Annotated in this window: 24 protein-coding genes; 3 read left to right on the top strand and 21 right to left on the bottom strand. The window is 70.2% G+C overall.

Going from position 1 to position 24683, the window contains the following annotated elements; all coding sequences use genetic code 11:
• Nucleotide 1: 1 nt before the first annotated feature.
• Nucleotides 2-1660 carry a N,N-dimethylformamidase beta subunit family domain-containing protein gene (locus tag OIU81_RS10440; RefSeq protein WP_329146128.1) on the bottom strand — a complete coding sequence of 553 codons (1659 nt, stop codon included), beginning with the start codon at nt 1658-1660 and terminating at the stop codon, nt 2-4.
• Between the two features lie 272 nt (nt 1661-1932).
• Between OIU81_RS10440 and OIU81_RS10445 the strand changes: the two genes are divergently transcribed.
• Nucleotides 1933-2778 (top strand): COG4705 family protein, encoded by an 846-nt coding sequence (locus tag OIU81_RS10445; protein ID WP_443074131.1) that lies wholly within the window; start codon nt 1933-1935, stop codon nt 2776-2778.
• 301 nt (nt 2779-3079) lie between these two features.
• Here the strand turns inward: OIU81_RS10445 and OIU81_RS10450 are convergent, their stop codons facing one another.
• From OIU81_RS10450 to OIU81_RS10545, 20 genes are all read right to left on the bottom strand, one after another.
• Nucleotides 3080-3469, bottom strand: a complete 390-nt coding sequence (locus tag OIU81_RS10450; protein ID WP_329146132.1) for a hypothetical protein — start codon at nt 3467-3469, stop codon at nt 3080-3082.
• Nucleotides 3466-4641 carry a WXG100-like domain-containing protein gene (locus OIU81_RS10455; protein ID WP_329146133.1) on the bottom strand — a complete coding sequence of 392 codons (1176 nt, stop codon included), beginning with the start codon at nt 4639-4641 and terminating at the stop codon, nt 3466-3468. Before OIU81_RS10455 ends, OIU81_RS10450 begins: the two co-directional genes overlap by 4 nt.
• A gap of 75 nt (nt 4642-4716) precedes the next feature.
• A complete protein-coding gene (locus OIU81_RS10460; RefSeq protein WP_329146135.1) occupies nt 4717-4908 on the bottom strand; it encodes a hypothetical protein in 192 nt (63 codons plus the stop codon).
• Entirely contained in the window at nt 4905-5204 is a 300-nt protein-coding gene (locus OIU81_RS10465; RefSeq protein ID WP_329146137.1) for a WXG100 family type VII secretion target, read from the bottom strand. Before OIU81_RS10465 ends, OIU81_RS10460 begins: the two co-directional genes overlap by 4 nt.
• A gap of 338 nt (nt 5205-5542) precedes the next feature.
• Nucleotides 5543-6439, bottom strand: a complete 897-nt coding sequence (locus OIU81_RS10470) for an LLM class F420-dependent oxidoreductase (protein WP_329146139.1) — start codon at nt 6437-6439, stop codon at nt 5543-5545.
• Nucleotides 6440-6635: 196 nt separating this feature from the next.
• Entirely contained in the window at nt 6636-8144 is a 1509-nt protein-coding gene (gene gatB / locus OIU81_RS10475) for an Asp-tRNA(Asn)/Glu-tRNA(Gln) amidotransferase subunit GatB (protein WP_329146140.1), read from the bottom strand.
• A 16-nt stretch (nt 8145-8160) separates the two neighbouring features.
• Nucleotides 8161-8394, bottom strand: a complete 234-nt coding sequence (locus OIU81_RS10480) for a hypothetical protein (protein WP_168484043.1) — start codon at nt 8392-8394, stop codon at nt 8161-8163.
• Nucleotides 8395-8399: 5 nt separating this feature from the next.
• Nucleotides 8400-9893 carry an Asp-tRNA(Asn)/Glu-tRNA(Gln) amidotransferase subunit GatA gene (gene gatA, locus OIU81_RS10485; RefSeq protein ID WP_443073962.1) on the bottom strand — a complete coding sequence of 498 codons (1494 nt, stop codon included), beginning with the start codon at nt 9891-9893 and terminating at the stop codon, nt 8400-8402.
• 5 nt (nt 9894-9898) lie between these two features.
• Entirely contained in the window at nt 9899-10195 is a 297-nt protein-coding gene (gene gatC, locus OIU81_RS10490; RefSeq protein ID WP_006602950.1) for an Asp-tRNA(Asn)/Glu-tRNA(Gln) amidotransferase subunit GatC, read from the bottom strand.
• 293 nt (nt 10196-10488) lie between these two features.
• Entirely contained in the window at nt 10489-10656 is a 168-nt protein-coding gene (locus OIU81_RS10495; RefSeq protein ID WP_329146144.1) for a hypothetical protein, read from the bottom strand.
• Nucleotides 10657-10757: 101 nt separating this feature from the next.
• The gene (locus tag OIU81_RS10500) at nt 10758-12866 is read right to left on the bottom strand and encodes a putative bifunctional diguanylate cyclase/phosphodiesterase (RefSeq protein ID WP_329146146.1); all 2109 of its coding nucleotides are present in this window, start codon (nt 12864-12866) and stop codon (nt 10758-10760) included.
• Between the two features lie 156 nt (nt 12867-13022).
• Nucleotides 13023-15239 (bottom strand): NAD-dependent DNA ligase LigA, encoded by a 2217-nt coding sequence (ligA, locus tag OIU81_RS10505; RefSeq protein ID WP_329146147.1) that lies wholly within the window; start codon nt 15237-15239, stop codon nt 13023-13025.
• 31 nt (nt 15240-15270) lie between these two features.
• Nucleotides 15271-16284: a methionine synthase gene (locus OIU81_RS10510; protein WP_329146149.1), complete on the bottom strand. Its 1014-nt coding sequence runs from the start codon at nt 16282-16284 to the stop codon at nt 15271-15273.
• A 76-nt stretch (nt 16285-16360) separates the two neighbouring features.
• Nucleotides 16361-17782: an MFS transporter gene (locus tag OIU81_RS10515; protein WP_329146151.1), complete on the bottom strand. Its 1422-nt coding sequence runs from the start codon at nt 17780-17782 to the stop codon at nt 16361-16363.
• A gap of 121 nt (nt 17783-17903) precedes the next feature.
• The gene (locus tag OIU81_RS10520) at nt 17904-18281 is read right to left on the bottom strand and encodes a MarR family winged helix-turn-helix transcriptional regulator (RefSeq protein WP_093485297.1); all 378 of its coding nucleotides are present in this window, start codon (nt 18279-18281) and stop codon (nt 17904-17906) included.
• A gap of 165 nt (nt 18282-18446) precedes the next feature.
• Nucleotides 18447-19136 carry an SDR family oxidoreductase gene (locus OIU81_RS10525; RefSeq protein WP_329146153.1) on the bottom strand — a complete coding sequence of 230 codons (690 nt, stop codon included), beginning with the start codon at nt 19134-19136 and terminating at the stop codon, nt 18447-18449.
• A 108-nt stretch (nt 19137-19244) separates the two neighbouring features.
• Nucleotides 19245-19787: a TIGR00730 family Rossman fold protein gene (locus tag OIU81_RS10530; RefSeq protein ID WP_329146155.1), complete on the bottom strand. Its 543-nt coding sequence runs from the start codon at nt 19785-19787 to the stop codon at nt 19245-19247.
• Nucleotides 19788-20310: 523 nt separating this feature from the next.
• Nucleotides 20311-21687, bottom strand: a complete 1377-nt coding sequence (gdhA, locus tag OIU81_RS10535; RefSeq protein WP_329146157.1) for an NADP-specific glutamate dehydrogenase — start codon at nt 21685-21687, stop codon at nt 20311-20313.
• Between the two features lie 382 nt (nt 21688-22069).
• Complete coding sequence (locus tag OIU81_RS10540; protein ID WP_443073963.1) at nt 22070-22870, bottom strand: VC0807 family protein; 801 nt, start codon at nt 22868-22870, stop codon at nt 22070-22072.
• Between the two features lie 159 nt (nt 22871-23029).
• Nucleotides 23030-23269: a hypothetical protein gene (locus tag OIU81_RS10545; RefSeq protein WP_329331064.1), complete on the bottom strand. Its 240-nt coding sequence runs from the start codon at nt 23267-23269 to the stop codon at nt 23030-23032.
• 180 nt (nt 23270-23449) lie between these two features.
• On the opposite strand from OIU81_RS10545, the gene OIU81_RS10550 reads away from it, so the two are divergent.
• Both OIU81_RS10550 and OIU81_RS10555 read left to right on the top strand, forming a co-directional pair.
• Nucleotides 23450-24265, top strand: a complete 816-nt coding sequence (locus OIU81_RS10550) for a helix-turn-helix domain-containing protein (RefSeq protein ID WP_329146161.1) — start codon at nt 23450-23452, stop codon at nt 24263-24265.
• Complete coding sequence (locus OIU81_RS10555; RefSeq protein ID WP_329146163.1) at nt 24262-24516, top strand: DUF397 domain-containing protein; 255 nt, start codon at nt 24262-24264, stop codon at nt 24514-24516. Before OIU81_RS10550 ends, OIU81_RS10555 begins: the two co-directional genes overlap by 4 nt.
• The last annotated feature ends 167 nt before the right edge of the window (nt 24517-24683 follow it).

Consider the following 24683-nt stretch of genomic DNA (forward strand, 5'->3'; position numbering starts at 1 on the left):
CTCAGGTCCCGTACACGCTCGCCACGTTGTTCCGCGGTGCCGGGCGGATCTTCGCCGCGGGCGCCTCGGCGAAGGCGTGGAGCAGATTCTCCGTGGTCCGGGTGACGAAGGCCCGCGTCCGGCCGTCCATGCCGTGGTCGCGGCCGTCCTCGCGGGTGCCGGCCATGAGGGCCTCGACCCACCGCATCGTTCCGGAGGAGAAGACGCCGGCGCCGCTCGGCACGGTGTAGTAGGCGGAGTTCGCGTGACTGCTCCGGCCGTTGCAGACCAGCGGCGAGTGGGCGAGGATCTCCAGCCGCTCCGGCGTGGGCGCCTGCGGGGTGACCCGGTCGTACTCCACCCCGACGAGGTGATCGAAGGCCGCGCCGCGCCGCACTCCGGTGCCCGCGAAGAGCCAGTGGTCCGCGCTGTGGACGACGTACGGCGCGTCCGTGGGGTAGCCCTCGTAGAAGACTCCGGTCAGCGTGGACTCCGGGTCGGCGGCGGGCGGTTGGCGGAAGTCGTGGGTGGGCAGGGCCCGGTGCGGACCGGCGAAGTGCGGGTCGTCCCGGTAGGCGGTCTTGTAGCAGACCACGGTGCGCAGGGCGCCGGACGGTCCCGGCTCCAGCCTCACCCGGCGGAAGCAGGCGTTGGCCCCGAGGAAAGCCAGATTGGTGCCGGCGTCGCGGGCCCGGGTGACGTGCTGCCGCTGCTCGGGGGTCCAGTACTCGTCATGACCGAGCGAGAGCGCCGCCGTGGCGCCCCGTAGTGCCGACGGGGTGCGGTGGACGTCCACCGCGGTGGTGTAGGCCAGCGGAAGGCCGAGCCGTTCCGCGAGGACCACCAGCGCGCGCTCGTAGACCAGGAATTTCCCGGCGCCGTCGGTGTCGTAGGGCCGGTCGAAGCTGACGGCCAGCGACCGCGTCCCGTACGCGCCGTCCGCGCCCCGGTAGAGGCTGTAGCCGCCCCATGCGTTGTACGCCTGCCAGGTCGTCACCGCATGCATCAGCACCGTCCGGCCCGCGGCCTGCGCCGAGCGCACGATCAGCGGGACGTACCGCTGGTGGCCGTGCTCCGCGTCCAGCCGGAGCAGATAGGCGCCCGGCGGCCAGTCGTCGGTGCGCACCGCGAGGCTGCGCTGCCAGTCCGCGCGTACGCTGCGGGTCGCGGGCAGCAGCCGCGCGGGGCGCTGGCGCCGTCCGGCGACCCGCTCCGAACGCCACACCAGCCGGGCCTGGGCGCCTCGGTACCAGCCCACCCGGTAGGCCGCGACGCGGAAGCCGGGTGCGGTGGTCGAGACGTACAGCCCGAACTCCTCGCCCGGCAGGACGCTCACCTTGTCGGTGTAGCCCTGGACCGCGTCGGGCGGACCGGCCGAACGGATCCGCCAGTCCGGGTCCCCGGGCCGCTCCCGCTCCGCGGCCAGGTCCGGCGGGTCGCCACCGGCGGGGCGGGCACCTGGCCCCCCGCCTGACCCGGAGTCACAACCGGCGGTCACCCCCGCGGCGAGACCGGCGGCCCCTACGGCGGCGGCCCCGAGGAATCGCCTGCGTACGAGGCCACCGGGAGCGCCGGGGCTCCCCGGGCCGCCGGGACTGCCGGAGCCCTCCGGGCCACCCGCCTCGCCGCGTTCCACGCCGCCCTGGCGCTGCTCACCGTGCTGCTGGGGGTCGTCACCCATCGCATCGCTCCCGTACGCCCCCTTCCCGTCCAGCCGTCGGGACGATCATCCGCCGACCCGCGCCGCCGGACGACTCCAGGAGGCCCGAATGCGGGTACGGCGGCCCCCGGGACCGCAGACCGGAGGCGGCCGCGGCTCGCCCTGACCCATCGTCTACAGTCTTGTAGACCAAAGCCGGGCAGTGACCACAAACGCGCGTGGTCGGCTGCACGGCGCCCGACATGCAGAAGGTTGCCGACACGGCGCACCGCGCCGGGAGGGCGGACAAGACGATGGCGCAGTCGAGCAGCGAGGCGCTGGCACGGCCCGTGGGCGGGGATTGGACCCCCACCCCCGCACCCGAGGGTGGACACGGACCGGGCTGGAGCAAGGTACCGCAGGTCACGGCTTTGTTCTGGGGAGTGAAGGTACTCACCACGGGCATGGGCGAGACGGCCTCGGACTACCTCGGCCGGACGCTCGGACCGATACCCGCCGGCGCCCTCGGGCTGGCCGGGCTGGTGACCCTGCTGGTCCTCCAGTTCCGGACCACCCGCTACCGGCCCTGGGTCTACTGGTCCGCCATCGTCATGGTCAGCGTCTTCGGCACGATGGCCGCCGATGTCGTGCACGTCGTGGCCGGCATCCCCTACACGGTCTCGGTCATCGCCTTCTCCCTCGGCCTGGCCGCGCTCCTGACCGCCTGGTACGTGTCCGAGGGAACGCTGTCCATCCACAGCATCCGCACCCGCCGCCGCGAGACCTTCTACTGGGCGACGGTGCTCGCCACCTTCGCCCTCGGCACCGCCGTCGGCGACCTCACCGCGGGCACCCTGCGCTGGGGCTACCTGCCCTCCGGCATCCTGTTCACCGCCCTCATCGCGGTGCCCGCACTGTCCGGACGCTTCCTCGGCCTCAACGCCGTCGCCGCCTTCTGGTGGGCATACGTACTGACCCGCCCGCTCGGGGCCTCCTTCGCCGACTGGATGGGCGTCTCCACCTCCCGCGGCGGCCTCGGCTGGGGAACGGGCCCGGTCACCCTGACCCTCATCGTCCCGATCGTGCTGCTCGTCGGCTACCTGGCGATCAGCCACAAGGACACCCCGCCCGAGCAGCAGGCCATGGGAACCACCGCCTGAGGGCGAAAAGAACAGCAGGCTGCACTCGGCCCCACTCTGTGGGGCCGAGTGCACGCATTATGGCTGAGATGGTGACCGGATCTGTGAACGTAAAGTCAATTTCTGCACTTCTCGACACAGCAGAATTCATCTTGACTGCCTGACGCGGATGCCGGATCTCCCATGGGCAGCCTTGCCGCTACGTGGCATTGCGTTTTCCCAGTGAGACCGCCACAGTATTTCCACTTTTCGCCGGGCACACAGAAGCTCAGAGCAGCGGTGGAGGGCCCGACCGGAGGGTGGCGGGACTGCGCCAATGTGGTCAGCCGTCGATGGCACGTCCTGCTTCCAGGCCAGCCTCCGTACTGCGAAGCCAGCAGGGCTCGAAGCGGTCCAGGGAAGTCAGCTCGACCCACTCATCCGAAAGATGTTCTAGGATCTTTTGAGTGCCGCCCGGCCAGTCGAGGAAGTCATATTGATCGGCATTCGAAGTCGAGAGCTCGCCAGCTTTCATGAGCCCGCTGGAGAGAAGGAACTTCACGATCAAAAGCGCGGCTTCCTTGATGTCACGAGAGGCCGGTTCGCCTGGCTGATTCCACCAGGATTCCTTCTCACTCTCCACGAGAGCGACAACGGTAGTGAGCCCCACCCAATCTTCGACCCCTTGAAAAAGCACTTCCTCTACCACCGGATTTTCCAAAGAGACCATCATTTCCCTCCCTTGGGGACGTGAATCTTAAAACTCCCCTTGCCTGCGGCAGCGCCATTGATATCGATAGTGTCACCACCCGAACCGGAAATGGTCCTGTATTGTACCCTCGTTCCATCCGGGCGTATGTAAAATGTTGCCTTCTCTCCGGGTGCGGGTTTCGGTGCCCCGTCCGTGAGCTTTTCCCAAATTTTGTCCAGATCTTCTTGAGGGCGAGTCCTTACAGGCATTTTTCGTCCCGTGTTCTTACCCAGCGCGGCACCGTTGTTTTCGAGGATCTCGTCGGCGGAGAGATCCTCGATGGGAGTGAGGCCGCCCTCGGGGGGCGGCGCCTCGTTTGATCCACGTCCTCCGCCCCCGCCACGCCCTCCGCCGCGTCCGCCCACGCCGGCGGGCTCGCGCGCTTCGGTTTCGGCGAGTTCGCGTTCCAGGACCTGGCCGACTTCAGTGGTCTCCGCGTCGACCGCTTCGAACTCGGGCACACCGTCGGCAGCCGCCTGGAGGTAGACCTCCAGATCGGCGATCATGTCGGTGCCGATGGCAGCAATGGAATCATCGAGGGCGACCTCGACCCCGCCGAGGATCGCGGCGGCTTCCGCGCTGTCGAGAGCGGCGGCTCCAGCGTCCGAGCCGCCGCCGGTGAACGGGGTCAGCAAGACGCCCACGATGGTCGTGACGGTGATCGCAATTCCAGCCTCAGCGAGATTCGACTCCGTCTCACTGTGAGCCTCGTCGATGGCGTGAGCGAAAGACTCACAGGCTTTTGCGAGTTCGTCGCAGGCGTGCTTGGCTGCGGACAGCGGTGCCTTGCCCGCGCGATGACCGCCTTGCCATATCTGCGCCCAGAAACCGGCCATGGCGTCAAGGGAGTCATCATCGCTGTTGTCCGTGATCGAGCGCACCTGCTGGTGCAGGTCGTTGCCGAGGTTGTCGATCTCAGTAGCTGCAGTTCGGTAAGCGGCTGCTGCTGCGCGCAGCTTGTCCTGGTGGCCGTTGGGCCAGTACTTCGCGATGACGTCGGGAACGTCGCTGTGTCCCGGCCCGATGGCGGAGGCCGCATCGGGGTACATGATGTCGGTGACCACGGGAGGCGCCGGGTACTGCTCCGGCCCGCCCTTCCCACCCTTGGCATTGGAATGGTGGTCGGCCTTCAGGTAGTTGTTGGCCGTGGTCACCAGCCCGGTGGAATGCTGACCGATCGCGCGTACAGCGCCGGACAAGGTACGGAAGAGGGCGTTGGCAGCCGGATCTTACTTCCTGCCGAACTTGTGGCCGTAGTCGTCGTTGCCCGCCATACCTTCGGCGTTCTGCAGCGCGGTGTTGAGGGTTGAGGAGATGGAGTCGAGGCGGTCCTGGCCCTTTGCGAATTTAAGTGCAACGCGGTGCAGATCCTCGGGATGCAGGTCGATCGGCTTCCCGCCGTGAGCGGATGAGCGGCTCACCGGCCCCCTCCCCACATGCGCAGGTTGGCGGTGCGCGCCGCCGAGTAATTGCCGTGCGCGGTGTGCACGGTCTTGTGCAGCGCGCGGACGGCTCGGTGCAGACTGCGCGAGGCGGAACGCCACTGCTGGTAGTAGCCTCCGGACGCCTCCCGGGCGTCTCCGTCCCAGCTTTCGGACACCCGCTTCACGGCCTGGTCTAATTCCGTCAGATGCTCCTGGAGCGACTTGGCTATGGAATCGAGTTCTTCGGTGGCCTCAGCCAAGGTCCCGAAATGGACCTGCAATTTGCCTGACATGTGCTTCCCCCAGTGGTCAACGGAAGGAAGTCTGCCAAGTAGCGGGGCCCAATTTGGTCGATATGCGCCACCACAGGGGCTTTGGCTGGCCAGATTTTGGCGTGATCGTGGACCGTAATTGATCAAGATTAGATGAAGCAAATCTGGCGCAGAGCATGGGGCACAAGCAAGACATGGTCCTGCTCGGCCACCCAGCGATGCCGGTCTCACCAGACCTGCGGACACACCCTTTACGGCGGCAGCAACGGGCGCCCAATCTCCCAAAACCGTCCGGAACAATCCAACTCCACGGCCCTCCCCATGTCTGCCAACATCCGGCTCGCCGCTCAGGACATGGTCTACAGCAACACCGGTGCCAGTTCCCGCAGTTGATCGAGCCCCAGGCCGCGGTCCGCCGCCACGGGCTGGACGGCGACATGGTCCGCTCCGGCGTCGTGGTGCTCCATGATCCGACGCCGTACGGCGTCGACGTCACCCCAGGCCACGATCGCGTCCACCAGCCGGTCGCTGCCGCCGGCGGCGAAGTCCTCGTCCCCGAAGCCGAGTCGGCGCAGACTGCCGGTGTAGTTCGGCAGCTGCAGATAGAACCGCGTGTGGTGTTCACGGGCCAGCGCGCGGGCCGTCGCGGGGTCGGACTCCAGCAGCACGGCCTGTTCGGGCGCGAGCAGCGGGCCGGCGCCGAGGATCTCCCGGGCGCGGGCGGTGTGTTCGGGGGTGACGAAATACGGGTGGGCGCCGGCCGTCCGGTCCCGCGCCAGCTCCAGCATCTTCGGGCCGAGCGCCGCCAGCACCCGCCCCGGCGCCGCCTCGGCCGTCGGACCGTCGTCCGGGGCCTCGTCCATCGCGTCGAGGTAGGCCCGCATCGCCGCCAGCGGCTTGGCGTAGGCGTGACCGCGCGCACCCACCAATGGCGCATGGCTCGCCCCCAGACCGAGCAGGAAGCGCCCGTCGTACCCCTCGGCCAGGGTCCGCGCCCCGGCCTGCGCGGCGGAGGCGTCCCGTACCCAGATGTTGGCGATGCCGGTGGCGACGGTGATCCGCTCGGTGGCGGCCAGCAGCACAGCGGCCTGGCTCATCGACTCGTTGGCGGGCGTCTCCCCGAACCACAGGGCGCCATACCCCAGTTGCTCGATCTCGCCCGCCGCCCGCCGCGCCACCGCGGCCGGCACCCGCCCGAGCCCACCGTGCCAGACCCCGACCCGCCCGATCCGCGCGGTGAGAGATTCGTGCTGCACCGTTCCTCCCTTGACTGAGGGCGAGGCCCCGTCCGCATCCGGACCGCGGAGGGGGCTGCTCATCGATCACAGCACGGCGGCCTGCCCCGGCATTCCCCGGCTGGGCCGATCGGGTGGCCATACGACGAAACGGCCGTCCCCCCGAGAAGTCGCTCTCGGGAGGACGGCCGCTGCGCGGGGGCGGTCCTTGGTGGGTTCAGCCCTCGACGCCCAGCTTCTCCAGGATCAGTTCGCGCACCCGGGCCGCGTCCGCCTGGCCGCGGGTGGCCTTCATGACCGCGCCGACCAGGGCGCCGGCCGCGGCCACCTTGCCGCCGCGGATCTTGTCGGCGATGGCGGCGTTGGCGGCGATGGCCTCGTCGACGGCGGTGCCCAGGGCACCTTCGTCGGAGACGACCTTCAGGCCGCGCTTCTCGACGACGGTGTCCGGGTCGCCCTCGCCGGCCAGTACGCCCTCGATGGTCTGACGGGCCAGCTTGTCGTTGAGCGAGCCGTCGGCGACCAGCGCCGTGACCCGGGCCACCTGCTCGGGGGTGATCGGCAGGGCGGTCAGCTCGACGCCGTCCTCGTTGGCGCGGCGGGCCAGTTCGCCCATCCACCACTTACGGGCCGAGGCGGAGTCCGCGCCGGCGTCGACGGTGGCGGTGATCAGGTCGACCGCGCCCGCGTTGAGGATCGACTGCATGTCGTGCTCGGAGATGCCCCACTCCTCGCGCAGCCGGTTGCGGCGCACCCGCGGCAGCTCGGGGAGCGTGGCCCGCAGTTCCTCGACCCACTCGCGCAAGGGGGCCACCGGCACCAGGTCCGGCTCGGGGAAGTAGCGGTAGTCCTCGGCGTTGTCCTTGATGCGGCCGGCCGTGGTGGAGCCGTCCTCCTCGTGGAAGTGCCGGGTCTCCTGGATGATCGTGCCGCCGGACGAGAGCACCGCGGCGTGCCGCTGGATCTCGAAGCGGGCCGCACGCTCCACGGAGCGCAGGGAGTTGACGTTCTTGGTCTCCGAACGCGTACCGAACTTCTCGGTGCCCTGGGGGCGCAGCGACAGGTTGACGTCGCAGCGCATCTGGCCCTGTTCCATCCGGGCCTCGGAGACGCCGAGCGCCTTGATGAGCTCGCGCAGCTCGGCGACGTACGCCTTGGCGACCTCGGGGGCCCGCTCGCCCGCTCCCTCGATCGGCTTGGTGACGATCTCGATGAGCGGGATGCCGGCGCGGTTGTAGTCCAGGAGGGAGTGCCGGGCGCCGTGGATGCGGCCGGTGGCACCGCCGATGTGGGTGGACTTGCCGGTGTCCTCCTCCATGTGGGCGCGCTCGATGTGCACCCGGAAGATCTCCCCGTCCTCCAGCTGTACGTCGAGGTAGCCGTCGAAGGCGATCGGCTCGTCGTACTGGGAGGTCTGGAAGTTCTTCGGCATGTCCGGATAGAAGTAGTTCTTCCGGGCGAAGCGGCACCATTCGGCGATGGAGCAGTTCAGCGCCAGGCCGATCTTGATCGCCGACTCGACGCCGATCGCGTTGACGACCGGCAGCGAGCCGGGCAGGCCCAGGCAGGTGGGGCAGGTCTGCGAGTTGGCGTCGGCGCCGAGAGTCGTCGAACATCCGCAGAACATCTTGGTCTTGGTGCCGAGCTCGACATGGACCTCCAGGCCCATGACGGGGTCGTACGTCGCGAGGGCGTCCTCGTACGACACCAGGTCAGTGACAGTCACGGTGAAACTTTCCCTCTCAGCCCAGCAGGACGTCGTCGTCGCCCAGGCGCTTCAGTTCGCGGTAGAGGATCGCCAGGCCGGTGACGATCGCCGCGGCCGAAACGGCGGCGTCGACCAGCCGGAGCGTGTCGCTCTCCTGACGGGCCAGCTTCGCCTGCTTCGCGACGCTGATGGCGCCGAACGCGGTGCTGCCGATCGACAGGTACAGGCCGCCCTTGGACTTCTTGAAGTTCTTGGCCTTCTTGGTCATGGCGCTCACAGTGCAGGTGCCTCCTCTAGCAGCGGGTGACCCCACTTGTCGGTGTACGCGGCCTCGACCGCGGCACCGACCTTGTAGAGCCGGTCGTCGGCCATGGCAGGGGCGATGATCTGCAGGCCCACCGGCATCCCGTCCTCGGGCGCCAGGCCGCAGGGCAGCGACATCGCCGCGTTGCCTGCCAGGTTGGTGGGGATCGTGCACAGGTCGGCGAGGTACATCGCCATCGGGTCGTCGGCCCGCTCGCCGATCGGGAAGGCGGTGGTCGGCGTGGTCGGCGAGACGATCACATCGACCTGTTCGAAGGCCCTCTCGAAGTCGCGGGTGATCAGCGTCCGCACCTTCTGGGCGGAGCCGTAGTACGCGTCGTAGTAGCCGGAGCTGAGCGCGTAGGTGCCGAGCATGATCCGGCGCTTGACCTCGGCGCCGAAGCCGGCCTCACGGGTCAGGGCGGTGACGTCCTCGGCGGACTTGCTGCCGTCGTCGCCGACCCGCAGGCCGTAGCGCATGGCGTCGAAGCGGGCGAGGTTGGAGGAGCACTCCGAGGGCGCGATCAGGTAGTACGCGGACAGCGCCAGGTCGAAGGACGGGCAGTCCAGCTCGACGATCTCCGCGCCCAGCTCCTTCAGCAGGGCGACGGACTCGTCGAAGCGCTGGATGACACCGGCCTGGTAGCCCTCACCGCGGAACTGCTGGACGACGCCGACGCGCATGCCCTCGACGCTGCCGTTGCGGGCGGCTTCGACGACCGACGGGACCGGCGCGTCGATGGAGGTGGAGTCCAGCGGGTCGTGGCCGGCGATGACCTCGTGGAGCAGCGCCGCGTCCAGGACCGTACGGGCGCAGGGGCCGCCCTGGTCCAGGGAGCTGGAGAACGCCACCATGCCGTAGCGGGAGACGCCGCCGTAGGTGGGCTTGACGCCGACCGTGCCGGTGACGGACGCGGGCTGGCGGATGGAACCGCCGGTGTCCGTGCCGATGGCGAGCGGGGCCTCGTAGGAGGCGAGGGCGGCGCTGGAGCCGCCGCCGGAGCCGCCGGGGATCTTGGTGAGGTCCCAGGGGTTGCCGGTCGGGCCGTAGGCGCTGTTCTCGGTGGAGGACCCCATGGCGAACTCGTCCATGTTGGTCTTGCCGAGGATGACGACGTCGGCGGCCTTGAGCTTCTTGGTGACCGTGGCGTCGTACGGCGGGAGCCAGCCTTCGAGGATCTTCGAACCGACGGTGGTGGGAACCCCCTCGGTCGTGAAGATGTCCTTGAGCGCGAGCGGGACGCCGGCCAGCGGGCCGAGCTTCTCACCGCGGGCCTTCTTCTCGTCCACGGCACGGGCCTGGGCGAGCGCGCCCTCGCGGTCGACGTGCAGGAAGGCGTGCACCTTCTCGTCGACGGCCTCGATACGGGCCAGGTGGGCCTCGGTCACCTCGACGGCGGTGACCTCGCCGGCGGCGATCTTCGCCGCGATCTCGGCGGCGGTGAGCTTGATCAGGTCTGCCATGTCGGTCACTCCTCGCCCAGGATCTGCGGCACCTTGAAACGCTGCTGCTCCTGGGCCGGGGCGCCGGAGAGCGCCTGCTCGGGGGTCAGCGACGGACGGACCTCATCCGGCCGCATCACGTTGGTCAGGGGCAGCGGGTGGGAGGTCGGCGGTACGTCTTGATCGGCGACCTCGGAGACGCGGGCGACCGCGCCGATGATGTCGTCGAGCTGTCCGGCGAAGTGGTCGAGCTCTTCGGCCTTCAGCTCCAGACGTGCCAGCCGGGCGAGGTGGGCGACCTCCTCGCGCGTGATGCCAGGCATGCAGCGATCCTCTGCTGGGTTCTCGGAGTGTTCTTGGCTGTAGCGGTATATGCGGGCCCAATCCTATTGCGTACCGCAGGGGAATTGCGCAGGGCTTTCCCGCGGGGGCGGGCGGGCCCGCCGCAGGCCGTCGGCGCCCGGTGTCCGGGGGCCCGGTCAGCGGTCACCGGGCGAGGGGCCCGCGGGCCGGTGATCCTCGCCGGGCGGCGACTCCCGGGGGCCCGGGGCGCGGCGGGGCCGGGGACCGGCCCGGGGCGCCTGCGGCTCGGGCGGCGTCCGTCAGGCTCGTCGGCTTACGGCCCGTCGTCGACGGGATCGTCGCGCACGGGATCGAAGGCTTCGGGCTCGACGGCTTCGGGCCCGGCGCCGTCGGGCCCGTCGGCTTCGGCCCCGTCGGCTTCGGCCCCGTCGCGGGCGGGCTCGGCGGGCTGATCGCTTCGGCCGGGTGGGAGCTGCGGCACCGGGGGCGGTGCCGGACCCTCCGTGGGGGCTTCCGCGGGGGCTTCGACAGGGGCTTCGGGGTGTTCTTCGGAGCGGGGATGTGGGACGGCCGGTGGCCGGGTCAGTTCAAGACCTGTCCCGAAGGGCGCTCGGCGGCCTTCTCCGCCGCAAGGGCGGCCGTCTCCGATTCACGCTGCCAGCCGCGTTCACCGCGGGCTCTGAGCCAGGCCGTGGTTTCGTCCGGTGGCATCGCGGCGGCCACCAGCCAGCCCTGTACGGCGTCACAGCCGAGGTCGCGCAGCCGCTCCCAGGTCTCGTCGTCCTCGACGCCCTCCGCGACGACCAGGAGGCCGAGGGAGTGGGCGAGGTCGAGCGTGCAGCGGACGATCTCGGCGTCCTCGGTGTCGACCGCCAGCCGGGCCACGAAGGAGCGGTCGATCTTGAGCTCGCTGACCGGCAGGCGCCGCAGGTGGACCAGGGAGGAGTAACCGGTGCCGAAGTCGTCGAGGGACATCTTCACGCCGTGCGCGGTGAGTCCGGCGAGGGTGTCGGCGGCCCGCTGCGGATCCTCCAGGAGGACATGCTCGGTGATCTCCAGTTGCAGGGCGCCCGGTGGGACACGGTGCCGGGCGAGCCGGGCGGCGACCGCGCCGGCGAAGCCCGGGGAGTGCACATCGCGCGGGGAGACGTTGACCGCGACCGGCACCTCCAGGCCCATCGCGCGCCAGCGCGCCACCTGGGCGAGCGCGGTCTCCAGGACGTATTCGGTCAGCCGCGGCATCAGCCCGGAGGACTCGGCTATGGCGATGAATTCGTCCGGTGGGACCCTGCCACGGTCCGGGTGCACCCAGCGGACCAGTGCCTCCAGCCCGGCGACATGGCCGTCGAAGCCAACCTTGGGCTGGTAGTGCAACTCGACGTCGCCCGCGTCCAGGGCGCGCCGCAGATCGCCCAACAGGCCGAGCCGGTCGGGGGTGTTGCCATCCCGCTTGGCCTCGTACAGCTCGACGCCGCTGCGGTCCCGCTTCGCCTGATACATCGCCACATCGGCGCGGCGCAGCAGGCCTTCGGCGTCGAGGGCGTGGTCGGGGAAGACCGCGACGCCCGCGCTGGCCTCGAGCACGAGGGTCAGCCCGTCGAGATCCAGCGGCGAGCCGAGGGCGGCGACGAGATGGCGGGCGACCCGCTGGGAGCTGGTGAGGGAGTCGGTGGTGGGCAGCAGGACGGCGAACTCGTCGCCGCCGAGCCGGGCGGCCTCGGCGCCGCGCGGGAGGGCGTGCCGCAGCCGGTCCGCGATCTGCAGCAGCAGGCGGTCGCCGGCGAGGTGGCCGAGGGTGTCGTTGACGGAGCGGAAGCGGTCCAGGTCGATGAGGACCAGCGCGGAGCGGGCGTTGACGCGTTCGGCGTCGTCCAGCGCGGTCCAGGTGCGCTCCAGCAGCCACTGGCGGTTGGGCAGGCCGGTGAGCGGGTCGCGCAGCTGCTCCTCGGCGCGGGCGCGGGCTATCCACAAGGTGGAGTCCAACGCGATCAGCGGGACCGCGAACAGCGGCAGCAGCAGCGGGGCGTGGACGGCGCATATGGCGATCAGCGGGGAGATGCCGAGCAGTGCGGTGCCGACGAGTGCCTGCCGTACGACGGCCGTCCGGGGGAGGGGGGGCAGCTGGCCGGTGCGCGGGGTGAGGCTGAGCCAGAGCAGCCCGCGGCTGACGGCGAGATAGCTCGCGGCGGTGACGACGACCTCGGGGAGGACGGAGAGGTTCCAGGCCGGCGGCGACCACGGGTGGCGGACGCTGGAGGCCACCCCGAACGCGGCCAGGCCGAGCGCCGCGGAGCCGATGCCGAGGACGTCCACGGCGCCGTGCACCACGGCCTGGCGCCAGCGGTGACGCCGGGCGGCGCCGACCAGGACGACGACGGAGAGGCTGACGAGGGCGGCGGGCACCCAGCCGAACAGCAGCAGGACGGCGAGGGCGAGCGCGGCGCCGGAGCCCGTGCCGCCCCACCAGCGGTCCCGGCCGAGGGCGACCAGATGGCCCACGATGATGCCGGTGAGGAGCGCCAGCGACCAGCCTATGGAGCCGCCGGGAAACAGCGCGTCACCTTTACCGAGGTTGATGAGGACGCCCGTGGCGAGCGCGAGGCCCGCCACGGTGACGATGGTCCCGGGCAGCGCGGGCACGACGAGCCGCCGGAGCCGCGACGCCGGAGCGGCGCTGTCGGTCGGTTTCATTCCGATCCCTCTCACAGCCGGCTGTGCCCGCGCCACGGCAGGCGCACTCCTCAACAGTAGGCCGCGGAAGGCCGCCTCGGGCAGCGATCGGTGACGGTTGCCCGAATGCGACCAGGCGTCGCGGATCAATCTGGTATGCGCCGATGGGGTGACACCTCACTCCTCCTCAGGCGGAGTGACAGCTACCGCTCGTGCTGCGTCAGGACCCTGTTCCAGCAGCACCGCGAAGCCGTCATCGTCCAGCACGGGGACCTTCAACTGCATGGCCTTGTCGTACTTCGAACCCGGGTTGTCGCCCACCACTACGAATCCGGTCTTCTTCGAAACGGAACCGGTCACCTTCGCTCCGAGGTTCTGGAGGGCCTCTTTCGCGCCATCTCTGGTGTGTGACTGAAGTGTGCCCGTTACGACGACGGTGACGCCTTCGAGAGGCCGCGGGCCCTCGTCACCCTTGTGTTCCTCCTCCATTCGGACACCGGCGGCCCGCCAGCTCTCGATGATCTGCTGGTGCCAGTCCACGGCGAACCACTGCTTCAAGGAGGCGGCGATGGTGGCCCCGACGCCGTCGACGGCGGCCAACTCCGTCTCGTCGGCGTCCCGGATGCGGTCGATGGAGCGGAACTCCCGGGCCAGCGCCTCGGCGGCCACCGGGCCCACATGCCGGATCGACAGGCCGGTGATGATGCGGGCCAGCGGGCGCTGCTTGGCCGCCTCGATGTTCTTCAGCATGGCCAGCGCGTTCTTTTTCGGCTCGCCCTTCTGATTGGCGAAAAAGGTGACAACCTTTTCCTCGCCGGTCTTCGGATCCCGCTTGGGCAGACCCGAATCGGGGTCCAGCACATAGGACTTGATGGGCAGCAGCTGCTCGATGGCGAGGCCGAAAAGATCTCCCTCGTCCTTCAGCGGCGGCTCCGCGGGCTCCAGCGGCTGGCTGAGGGCCGTGGCCGCGACATAGCCGAAGTTCTCGATGTCCAGGCACTTGCGGCCGGCCAGGTAGAACAGCCGCTCACGGATCTGGGCGGGGCAGGCGCGGGCGTTGGGGCACCGCAGGTCGATATCGCCCTCCTTGGCGGGCTGCAGCGCCGTCCCGCACTCGGGGCACTCGGCCGGCATCACGAACTCCCGCTCGCTGCCGTCCCGCAGATCGACGACCGGGCCCAGGATCTCCGGAATGACGTCGCCGGCCTTGCGGATCACGACGGTGTCGCCGATGAACACGCCCTTGGCCTTGACCACGTCCTGGTTGTGCAGGGTCGCGAACTCCACCTCGGAGCCGGCCACCGTCACCGGCTCGACCACGGCATACGGCGTGACCCGGCCCGTACGGCCGACGCCGACGCGGATGTCGACCAGCTTGGTGTTGACCTCCTCGGGCGGGTACTTCCAGGCGATCGCCCAGCGCGGCGCGCGCGAGGTGGAGCCCAGCCGCCCCTGGAGCCGGATCTCGTCCAGCTTGACGACCACGCCGTCGATCTCGTGCTCGACGGCCGTACGACGGGTGTCCGCGTCGCCGTAGTGGGCGATGAACGCGCGCACTGCCGCCAGGGAGTCGACGACCTCGTTGTGCGTGGCCGTCGGCAGGCCCCACTCCTTGAGCAGGTCGTAGGCCTGCGACTGGCGGTCGATCTCCAGGCCCTGGCGGGCGCCGACGCCATGGACGACCATGTGCAGCGGGCGGCCGGCGGTGACCTTGGGGTCCTTCTGCCGCAGCGAACCGGCCGCGGCGTTACGGGGGTTGGCGAACGGTGGCTTGCCGTCGGCGACCAGCCGCTCGTTGAGCTCCAGGAACTTCTCCATCGGGAAGTAGACCTCCCCGCGCACCTCGACCAGCTCCGGGACCCGGTCGCCCGTCAGACGGTGCGGGATCTCCGTGATCGTGCGGACGTTGGGAGTGATGTCCTCGCCCGTCCGGCCGTCCCCGCGGGTGGCGGCGCGGGTCAGCCGGCCCTGCTCGTAGGTGAGGTTGACGGCGAGGCCGTCGACCTTCAGCTCGCACAGGAAGTGGTAGCCGGCGCTCCGGGGGTCGCCGCCCAGTTCACCGGCGAGCCGCTCGGCCCAGGCGGCCAACTCCTCGTCGTCGAAGGCGTTGTCCAGCGAGAGCATCCGCTCGCGGTGCTCGACCTCGGTGAACTCCGTGGCGTACGCGCCGGCGACCTTCTGGGTCGGTGAATCCGGGGTGCGCAGCGAGGGGTGCTCGTCCTCCAGGGCTTCCAGGGCGCGCAGCAGCCGGTCGAACTCCGCGTCGCTGACGACCGGGGCGTCCTTCACGTAATACCGGAAGCGGTGTTCCTCGATCTGCTCAGCGAGCTGCGCGTGCTTCTCCCGCGCCGCCGCGGGCACGTCGGATTCCGCTGCGTGCTGTTCGCCAGCCACCGTCTTGTCCTCCCGTGGTCCTTGAGTGCGGTCACTCAGGGTTGTCTGCGAGTGATCTCGCCGCCCGGACGCAGTGGGCGAGGGCCGAGCGGGCATAAGCGGGCGAAGCGCCCGCGAGCCCGCACGTGGGAGTGATCACCACGGACTCGCTCAGAGTCCCCGGCGTCAGCCCCAGCCTGCGCCACAGCGTCCTGACACCCATGACGCTACCGGCAGGGTCTGACAATGGACCGTCCACGCCCGGCACCACGCCCGCGAACAGCCGCGTCCCGCCCTCGACGGCCTCCCCGACCGCCTCCTCCTCACGCTCGGTGAGCAGCGAGAAATCGAACGAGATGCCCGTGACGCCGGCTCGCCGCAGCAGCCCGAAGGGCACCTCGGGGGCGCACGAGTGGACGACCACGGGACCGCCGTCCGCCACCGCGACCAGATCGCGCAGCGCGCCCTCGACGACCGACCGGTCGACGGCCCGGTGGGTGCGGTAGCCGCTGGCGGTCTTCACCCGCCCCTGGAGCACCGCCGTCAACGACGGTTCGTCGAGCTGCAGCACCACCTGGGCGCCCGGCACCCGCCGCCGTACGTCCGCGAGATGGCCGCGCAGCCCCTCCGCCAGGGACGCCGCGAGATCCCGGCAGGCACCGCGGTCGCCGACCGCCGCCTCGCCGTTGCGCCGCTCCAGGGCGGTGGCCAGGGTCCACGGGCCGGCCGCGGAGACCTTCAGCGGCCCCTCGTACCCCTGGGTGAACTCCTCCAGGGCGTCGAGATCCTCCCCCAGCCAGGAGTGGGCGCGCCGGGTGTCGCGGCCCGGCCGGTCGCTGATCCGCCAGCCGCTGGGCTCCACATGGCCGTAGACCTCGACGAGCATTCCGAGGGTCCGCCCGATCATGTCGGCGCCGGGCCCCCGGGCCGGGAGTTCCGGCAGGTAGGGGAAGGTCTCCAGCGACCCGGTGACGGTCTTCGCCGTCTCCCGTGCGTCACCGCCCGGCATCGATCCGACCCCGGTCGCCGCGCCCGCGGCCCACTTCTGCGTGCTGTTCTTACTCACCCTGGCAGGGTATGCGGCGGCGCGCCGGAGGGGGTGCGGCGGGCGGGGTGCGGCGGGGGTGGGGGCCGGCGGCCCCTCACGCCCGGCTGCGGATGCCGAGCCGTCCGGCCACCGCGGCGGCGGCCAGCGCGCCGGCCGTCAGGGCGAAGGCGCAGGTCGCGCCCCGGTAGCCGCTGCCCGCGCCCGTGAACACCGCGCCCATGACGGCGATGCCGACCAGGGAGCCGATCTGACGGTTGGCGTTGAGCGTCGCGCTGCCGATATCGGCGTGCTCACGGCCCGCGGCGTCCATCAAGGCCCCGGTCAGCGCCGGAGAGCTGACCCCGCTGCCGAGGTGGGCGACCGCGAGCACCGCCGCGAGCACCCCGTAGGGCAGGCCGGGCGTGAGGATCAGGAACAGCAGGACGTACCCCGCAGCGGAGAACGCCAGCGACCCGCTGAGTGCGGCCCGGTTGCCGAGGCGCGACCCGATCCGGGCGTAGAGCATGTTGCCGAACGGGAGCACCAGCACGGCCGGGAGCATCTGGAGCCCGGCCGTCACCGGGCTCGCGCCGCGCGCGGTCTGGAGGAAGAGGCCGAGGACGAACAGCACCCCGTAGAAGGCGAAGTTGAAGAGGAAGCCGACCGTATTGGCCGCGGTGAAGCTGCTGTCGGCGAAGAGGGAGACGGGCAGGATCGGGGTGCGGGCGGCCCGTTCACGGAGCACGAAGCCGGCCGCCGCCACCACCGCGAGCCCGCACGCCGCCAGGACATAAGGGGCGGACCACCCCTTGTCGGGCCCCTCGATGAGGGCGTAGCTCAACGCCCCGAGGGCGAGCAGGCCCAGGACGTGGCCGCTGCCGCCGAGCGCCGAACCGCGACCCGGGACCGCGGCGACGACCCGTCGGGTGACCAGCAACCCCACTATCCCTATGGGGAGGTTGACGAGGAAGATGCTGCGCCAGCCGAGGGTGCCGACCAGGAGGCCGCCGATGCTCGGCGCCAGCCCGACGGAGGTGGAGACGATCGCGGACCAGATGCCGAGGACCTTCGCCCGGCGGCCCGGCTCGGGAAAGGCGTGCATCAGCAGCGAGAGCGAACTGGGCATGAAGAGCGCCGCGCCCGCCCCCTGGGCGAAGCGGGCCGCCACCAGGACGGCACCGTTCGGCGCGACGGCGCCCAGCAGGGACGCGGCGGTGAACACGGCGAGCCCGACGAGATAGATCCGGCGGGGGCCGCACCGTTTCGCCAGGGAGCCGGCGAGCAGCAACAGGGCGGCGAAGGCGAGGACATAGCCGTCGACCACCCAGGTCAGGCCGGACATGCTCAGTCCGAGCCGGGTCCGCAGGTCGGTGGCGGCGACATTCATGATGCCGGTGTCAAGGCTCGCCATCACGAACCCGAGTGCCAGGATGAGGAGTTGGGCGCCGCCGGAGGAGTGCGATGCGGGTGCCCGGTCATCGTCATCAGCCCGGTCCGGGCTCGCCGTCACGCCAGGTGCCGCTTTCTCAGTGATCATGAATTTAGTTAAAGCTGTAGCCATCTGCCACCGCAATGATTACAGCTATAACTTTACTGAACGGATACGAACGAGGCCCCGGGACATCCCGGGGCCTCGGTGAAGCGGTACGGCGACAGGGTCAGTCGCCGCGCCCCAGCGCCTTCAGCAGGTCATCGCGCAACGCGGCCCGCTCCTCGGGCGAAAGATGATCCAGCGGCGAGGCGGTCCCCATCCGCCGCAGCAGATCGAGCCGCAACTCCCGCCCGGCGTCGGTGAGAACGAGCTGCTTGGCCCGGCCGTCCAGGGGATGCGGCCGGCGCACGACCATGCCCTGCTTCTCCAGCTTGGAGATGACGTAGGTGACATTCGGCGGCTCGCAGCACAGCACCCCGGCCAGCTCCCGCGCGGTCTTCGGCTCGCCGAGCTCCTCCAGCGCCTTGGCCTGCGTCGGCGTCAGATCGAGCTCGGCGATACGGCTGCGCTGATGGGCGTCCAGCCGGCGGCTCAGCTCCGTCACGAGCCCCCGGATCTCCCGGAACCCGCACCCGGCCGCCGCGGTCGACTTCGCTTCAGTGGTCACGCATGCAGCGTACGTCGGCGCCGCGGAAAGCAGCAGGGCTGTGGAAAACCGTGAAGCGGGGCCGGGACCCGGCGCCCCGGCCCCGGCCCCGCCCCTGGCGGCTCAGCGCCCCGGCCGCACCGACACATCGTTGATCTCCGCGTCCCGCGGCAGATCGAGGGCCGTGAGGATGGCCGTCGCCACCGACTCCGGGTCGATCCAGCGGGACGGGTCGTAGTCCTTGCCCTCCTGCCGGTGGGTGCTCTCCTGCATCGGCGTGGCCGTACGCCCCGGGTAGACCGACGTCACCCGGATCCCGTTGTCGTGCTCCTCCGCCCGCAGCGAGTCGGCCAGCGCCTTCAGACCGTGCTTGCTCGCCGCGTAGGCGCCCCACTCGGCGCGCGCGCTCAGCCCGGCACCGGAGTTGACGAAGACGACATGCCCCTTGGCGACGCGCACCAGCGGCAGCAGCATCCGGGTGAGCTCGGCGGGCGCGACCAGATTGGCGGCCAGCTGCCGCTGCCAGGCCTTGGCCGGCAGGTCGCCGACCGCGCCCAGCTCGATCACGCCGGCGCTGTGCACCAGGGAGTCGATACGGCCCGGCAGCGGCTGCTGCCCGAAGGCCCACGACAGCTTCTCGGGGTGCGCGAGGTCACCGACGAGCATCCGGGCGCCGGGAAACTGCTCGGCCAGCTCCTTCGCCCGGACCGCGTTGCGCGCCAGCAGCCACAGGTCCTCCCCGCGCTCCGCGAGCCGCCGTGCGACCGCCGCTCCGATGCCCGACCCTGCGCCCGTGATCAAGTGCGTACCCATGGGGTGATCCTAACGAGCGTGGGACGGGACGCCGGGGAGCGGAGGGAGCGGCCGGGACCGCGGGAGCGGCGGGGACCGTGGGAGCGGCGGGGCCCCGGAACGGCGCGTTCAGGCCCCGTTGCCCGCGCGCTCCGCCAGGTAGGCCAGCGCCCCGGCGCCGTCCGCCGCGAAGAAGACCAGGTCGGTGAGCGGTATCGGCAGGAACCCCTCCGACTCCATGCGCCGGAACTGCTCCTGCAACCCGTCATAGAAACCAGCGGTGTTCAGCAGCACCACCGGCTTGGTGTGCAGTCCGTGCTTGCGCAGCTCCAGGATCTCGGTGGCCTCGTCCAGCGTGCCCGTCCCGCCGACCATCACGACGATGGCGTCGGCGCGCGCCAGCATCTGCGCCTTCCGCTCGGCGAGGTCCTTGGTGACGATCATCTCGTCGGCCCCCTCACGGGCCTTGTGCGCCAGGAACTCCACCGAGACGCCGATCAGCTTCCCGCCGGCTCGCTGCACCCCGTCGGCCATGACCTTCATCAGGCCGGTGTCCGAACCGCCCCAGACCAGCGCATGCCCGCCCTTGCCCATCAACTCGGCGAACCGGCGGGCGGGAAGGACATAACGGTCGTCGAGGTCGGCGGCGGAACAGAAGACGCAGATGTTCATGTGGCCACGATACGAGCCGGGGGGGGTGGGGGTGCTGGGGGCTGTGGATGGCCGGGGGGCTTCGTCATTGAGGCCGCGGGGGGGGGCGGGAGCCGCGGGGGGGGGGCGGGGGCGCCTCTCTCGGAGACGCCAAGACCCTACGGGGGCGCCTCTCTCGGAGACGTCGAGACCTGCGGGGGCACCTCTCGCGAAGCCGCCGAGCACTCCGCCGACGGGCCTCTTGCGGGGTGCTCGGGGGGTGGGCGAGCACCCCGCAAGGGCCTTTGGTGCTCTCCCCCGCCCCCGCCCCCTCCCCTTCCCCCCTCCTCCCCCTTCGGGGGAGGAGGCAGGGGTGGGGGTGGGGGCGGGGGCGGGGGACGGGGGGGGAGGGGGCCGGGAGGAGGGGGCGGGGGGGATTGGGTGACTCGGAAGCCTCAGCTCCGGATCAGGTCCGCCCCGACCGGGTCAGCCCCTGACCAGACTCCGACCGGATCGAACCCGACCGGACTCCGGCCGGATCAACCCCGGCCGGACCAGCCCCCGCTCAGATCAACCCCTGGTCCAGCATCGCGTCCGCCACCCGCTCGAAGCCTGCGATGTTGGCGCCCGCGACGTAGTCACCGGGCAGGCCGAAGCGCTCGGCGGTCTCGTAGCAACGCCGGTGGATCCCGCGCATGATCGTCGCGAGTTCGCCCTCCGTGCGCTCGAAGGCCCATGCCTCCCGCGAGGAGTTCTGCCGCATCTCCAGCGCACTGGTCGCCACCCCGCCCGCGTTGGCGGCCTTACCGGGACCGAAGGCCACCCCGGCCGCCTTCAGGAGCGACACCGCCCCCGGCGTCGTCGGCATGTTGGCGCCCTCGGAGACCGCCTTGACGCCGTTACGGACCAGGATCCTGGCGGCGTCCTCGTCCAGCTCGTTCTGGGTCGCCGACGGGAGCGCCACATCGCAGGCCACGTCCCACACCCGCCCGCCGGGCACATAGGTGGCCGACACCCCGCGCCGCTGGGCGTACTCGCTGATCCGGCCGCGCTCGACCTCCTTGATCTGCCGCAGCAGCGCCAGGTCGATGCCCTTCTCGTCGACGACATAGCCGCCGGAGTCCGAGCAGGTCAGCACGTTGGCGCCGAGCGCCTGGGCCTTCTCGATGGTGTAGATCGCGACATTGCCGGACCCGGAGACCACCACCTGCTGCCCGTCCAGCTCCTCACCGCGCTGCCGGAGCATCTCCTCGGTGAACAACACGTTCCCGTAGCCGGTGGCCTCGGTACGGGCCTTGGAACCGCCCCAGGCCAGCCCCTTGCCGGTGAGGACGCCGGCTTCCCAGCGGTTGGTGATCTTCCGGTACTGGCCGAAGAGGTAGCCGATCTCCCGGCCGCCGACGCCGATGTCGCCCGCCGGTACATCGGTGTGCTCCCCGAGGTGGCGGTACAGCTCCGTCATGAACGACTGACAGAAGCGCATGACTTCGGCGTCGGACTTCCCGTGCGGGTCGAAGTCGCTGCCGCCCTTGCCGCCGCCGATGTTCAGCCCGGTAAGGGAGTTCTTGAAAATCTGTTCGAAGCCGAGGAACTTCACGATCCCCAGATTCACCGATGCGTGGAAGCGCAGACCGCCCTTGTACGGGCCGAGCGTGCTGTTGAATTCCACCCGGAAGCCCCGGTTGACGTGAATCGCCCCGGAATCGTCCTGCCAGGGGACGCGGAACATGATCTGCCGTTCGGGCTCGCAGATCCGCTCCAGGATCTTCGCCTCGGCGAGCTCCGGGCGGGCCGCCAGCGCGGGGGCCAGCGTCTCCAGAACCTCCAGAGCCGCCTGGTGGAACTCGGGCTCCCCGGGATTGCGCCGGACCAGCTCGGCGTACAGGGATGCCGGCCCGGCCTGATGAGCGCCGGGCTTGACCTCAGATTGCACAGTCGACATGACTTCCGTTCCCTTCGTGGCCGCGGAAAGGCCGTCTGCGGTCCGGACCTGACGAGCCCTCACACGCACGGAAACGCTGGTGCGCGCATGTCGTCACCACTCCTCGCCCGGCAGCCGCCGACGTCCTGTCGCACCGCCGACACTATGGGGGAACATCGCGCCGATCGACTGTGGGATGCGCGACACGTCGATCACGTACGCCCTCGGCGGGTTCCCCGGCCGTACCCCGGCACCGCCCCATGCCCGCAGGTCAACGCGTCGTCACAGGTCACCGGGCACGGCGCACCGCCCCCGCACGCTGTGCGGCACCTCACAGTTGACCGCCCCCCACTCGGCCGACCCCGCACCGGTTGACGAGGCGGTCGCCGGCCCCCTGGTCCGCTCAGCCCGCGGCCGGGGCCGTCGGGGCCGCGGAGGCGACCGTTCCCGCGTCACCGGTCCCGGTCTCCGTCGCCCGCTCGGCCTCGACCTCGGCCTTGACCATCTTCTCCATCGGCTCCGCGCAGCTTCCGCCCCCGATCACCATTGCCAGCAGGATGGCCACCAGCGTCAGCACGGTCCCCAGCCAGACCATCGTGTGCACCGGAATCGTGTACGCGCCGATCGCCTTCAGCACGCACTCGGTCAGCAGCACGGTCCCCCAGATCAGCGAGAACCTCCGCTCGGCCCGGCGGAACCGGGCGGACCCGGCCATCAGACGGTCCCAGGCGGCCTCGCCGGCCGGGGCGCCCTTCGTCACGAACGGCTTGAGACCGGCGGTCAACAGCGGCTTCCCCAGGTACACGGAAACGATCATCGAGATCCCGATGGCGCTGCTCGTCACGCTGTCCTTGGCGAGCATCAGCCGCGGATCACCGGTCATCGTGCTGGTGGCCAGGCCCACGACGTTGACGACGAGCATCAGCATCGCGAGGCCGTTGACGCCGGTGCGCCGCACCAGGCTCCAGACCGTACGCAGCGCCGGCACCACGCTGCTCCAGGCCAGCGCGGCCACCTGGCTCAGCCCGAAGCCGTCGTTGAGGACGTAGTACATGGCCAGCGGAATGCCCGCGTCCACGACCACCGGCAGCAGGCTCTGCACCAGCGCATTGGGTGCCTTGGCGTCCCCGGCGCCCGCACTCCCGCCCCGGCTCCCACCGTCACCCTTGCTCTGACTGTGGCTCTGGCTCTGGCTCTGGCTCATGGTGGCTCCCCCGAGTTGCTCTCTGACGGCGTCTTCCTCTGTGCCTTCAGCTTCGGGCACGGCCGCCCCGCGCAACAGACTCGACCGTCCCGGCTTCCGCATGACATTTGTCAGTGCTCAGGTGTCAGTGCCCAGGTGCCAGCACGCAGTGGTCCGGGCTCAGTTCCGCGCGACGCGCAGCGCATCACTCAGCGCTTCGGCCAACCGCCGCGAAAGGAAGCGGAACTCGCGGTCCGGCACCTTCGGATCGGCGTGCATCGCCCGCGCGTGGCGCAGTAGTTCCTCGCCGATGTCGAGCTGCATCTCCTCGATGCTGTCGGCGAGATCGGAGACCGGGCCGCCCTCACCGTCCGTGATGACGAGGCAGGGCCGGTCGTCCGGCGTGGTCCACGGCAGCAACCTCACCTGCGTCGTGGAAGGCACAGAAAACGCGGAAGGCGCAGAAGGTGCAGAAGGTTCGGGACGTTCGCATCGTGGCGGTTCATTCATCATGCGGACAAGCCTCGCCGTACGGATCTAGCCTGGCCATCGAACGGCACCTACTGTGCGCTACCACTCCGCAACTGTGCGAGGTGTGCAATGCCCCAGAACAACGAACCGCCCGTCAGCCTCAAGATCTTCGGGAAGCAGTCCCGGTTCCTGCGCGAGCAACGCGGCATGACCCGCCGTGAACTGGCCGCGCTCATCCCCTACTCCGACTCCCAGATCGCCATGGTCGAACGCGGTGAGCGGCCACCGAAGCCGGGTTACGTCGACGCGGTGGACGCGGCGCTCGGCGCGGGCGGCGTGCTGCGCGTACTGATCCCCGACGTGGCGGAGAAGCACCATCCGGCGTGGGCCGAGGAGTACGTGAAGTTGCAGGCGGAGGCGTTGGCGCTGCATTCCTACTGCACGCACCTGACGCACGGTCTGCTGCAGACCGAGGCATACGCCCGTGCCGTGTTCCGCTGCCTGCGCCCCAGCATGGACGACGAGGAGATCGAGAAGTCCGTCCAAGCGCGGCTCGTTACACAGAAACTGCTGACCCGCAGGCCAGCCTGTCGGATCACCTTCATCCTGGAAGAGCCCTTGCTGCGCAGGAAGATCGGTGGACAAGTGGTCTGGGATGATCAGTTGAGGCACCTTCTCAAGCTCTCCGAGCTGCACAATGTCCAGCTCCAGGTCATGCCGCTCGGTCGTGAGAATCACGCAGGGCTGGATGGTCCACTTACCTTGCTGGAGACTGTGGCCCACCACACCATTGGCTACGTGGAAGGCCAACGGGGCAGCTACTTCCTCACGGACCCCGATGACATCAGCGTGCTGAGTCACAGGTACGGGACAATCCGATCCCAGGCCCTCGACGCCGAGGCGTCGCGAGCCCTCATTCAGCGTCTGCTGACAGGAGAGGCATGAACACCGAACTGGCGTGGTTCAAGAGCAGCTACAGCGGCGGGCAAGACGAATCCTGCGTCGAAGTAGCCGTCGCCTGGCGGAAATCCAGCTACAGCGGGAGCGAAGGCGAAGCCTGCATCGAGATATCCGCCTGCCCCCACACCGTCCACATCCGCGACTCCAAGGACACCTCGTTGCCCTCCCTCGCGGTCACCCCCACCACCTGGGCTTCGTTCCTCGCGTTCGCGCAGGTCGCGCCGGAAGCCGGCTGACCGGACACCGGTGGGGCGGCACCAGGTTCCGCCCCACCGTCCGCCGGTGATCCGGCCGACCCACCAAAGAACCCGGGAAGAGAACCCCACCCACCTACCGCCGCCCCAACTCCTCACCCCATCGGGTGACTTGGGCGCGAGAGCGTCCGGAATGCGGTTACGCTCAT

Source organism: Streptomyces sp. NBC_01454 (assembly GCF_036227565.1).
Lineage (GTDB): Bacteria > Actinomycetota > Actinomycetes > Streptomycetales > Streptomycetaceae > Streptomyces.

Bases quoted from the DNA above. Each gene is read 5' to 3' on its own strand.
- OIU81_RS10540 (WP_443073963.1), bottom strand. From the start codon at position 22,870: ATGAGCCAGAGCCAGAGCCAGAGCCACAGTCAGAGCAAGGGTGACGGT.
- OIU81_RS10515 (WP_329146151.1), bottom strand. From the start codon at position 17,782: ATGATCACTGAGAAAGCGGCACCTGGCGTGACGGCGAGCCCGGACCGG.
- gatA (WP_443073962.1), bottom strand. From the start codon at position 9,893: ATGGCAGACCTGATCAAGCTCACCGCCGCCGAGATCGCGGCGAAGATC.
- OIU81_RS10525 (WP_329146153.1), bottom strand. From the start codon at position 19,136: ATGGGTACGCACTTGATCACGGGCGCAGGGTCGGGCATCGGAGCGGCG.
- OIU81_RS10480 (WP_168484043.1), bottom strand. From the start codon at position 8,394: ATGACCAAGAAGGCCAAGAACTTCAAGAAGTCCAAGGGCGGCCTGTAC.
- OIU81_RS10530 (WP_329146155.1), bottom strand. From the start codon at position 19,787: ATGAACATCTGCGTCTTCTGTTCCGCCGCCGACCTCGACGACCGTTAT.
- gdhA (WP_329146157.1), bottom strand. From the start codon at position 21,687: ATGTCGACTGTGCAATCTGAGGTCAAGCCCGGCGCTCATCAGGCCGGG.
- OIU81_RS10555 (WP_329146163.1), top strand. From the start codon at position 24,262: ATGAACACCGAACTGGCGTGGTTCAAGAGCAGCTACAGCGGCGGGCAA.
- OIU81_RS10445 (WP_443074131.1), top strand. From the start codon at position 1,933: ATGGCGCAGTCGAGCAGCGAGGCGCTGGCACGGCCCGTGGGCGGGGAT.
- OIU81_RS10550 (WP_329146161.1), top strand. From the start codon at position 23,450: ATGCCCCAGAACAACGAACCGCCCGTCAGCCTCAAGATCTTCGGGAAG.
- OIU81_RS10450 (WP_329146132.1), bottom strand. From the start codon at position 3,469: ATGATGGTCTCTTTGGAAAATCCGGTGGTAGAGGAAGTGCTTTTTCAA.
- OIU81_RS10440 (WP_329146128.1), bottom strand. From the start codon at position 1,660: ATGGGTGACGACCCCCAGCAGCACGGTGAGCAGCGCCAGGGCGGCGTG.
- gatC (WP_006602950.1), bottom strand. From the start codon at position 10,195: ATGCCTGGCATCACGCGCGAGGAGGTCGCCCACCTCGCCCGGCTGGCA.
- OIU81_RS10500 (WP_329146146.1), bottom strand. From the start codon at position 12,866: ATGAAACCGACCGACAGCGCCGCTCCGGCGTCGCGGCTCCGGCGGCTC.
- OIU81_RS10465 (WP_329146137.1), bottom strand. From the start codon at position 5,204: ATGTCAGGCAAATTGCAGGTCCATTTCGGGACCTTGGCTGAGGCCACC.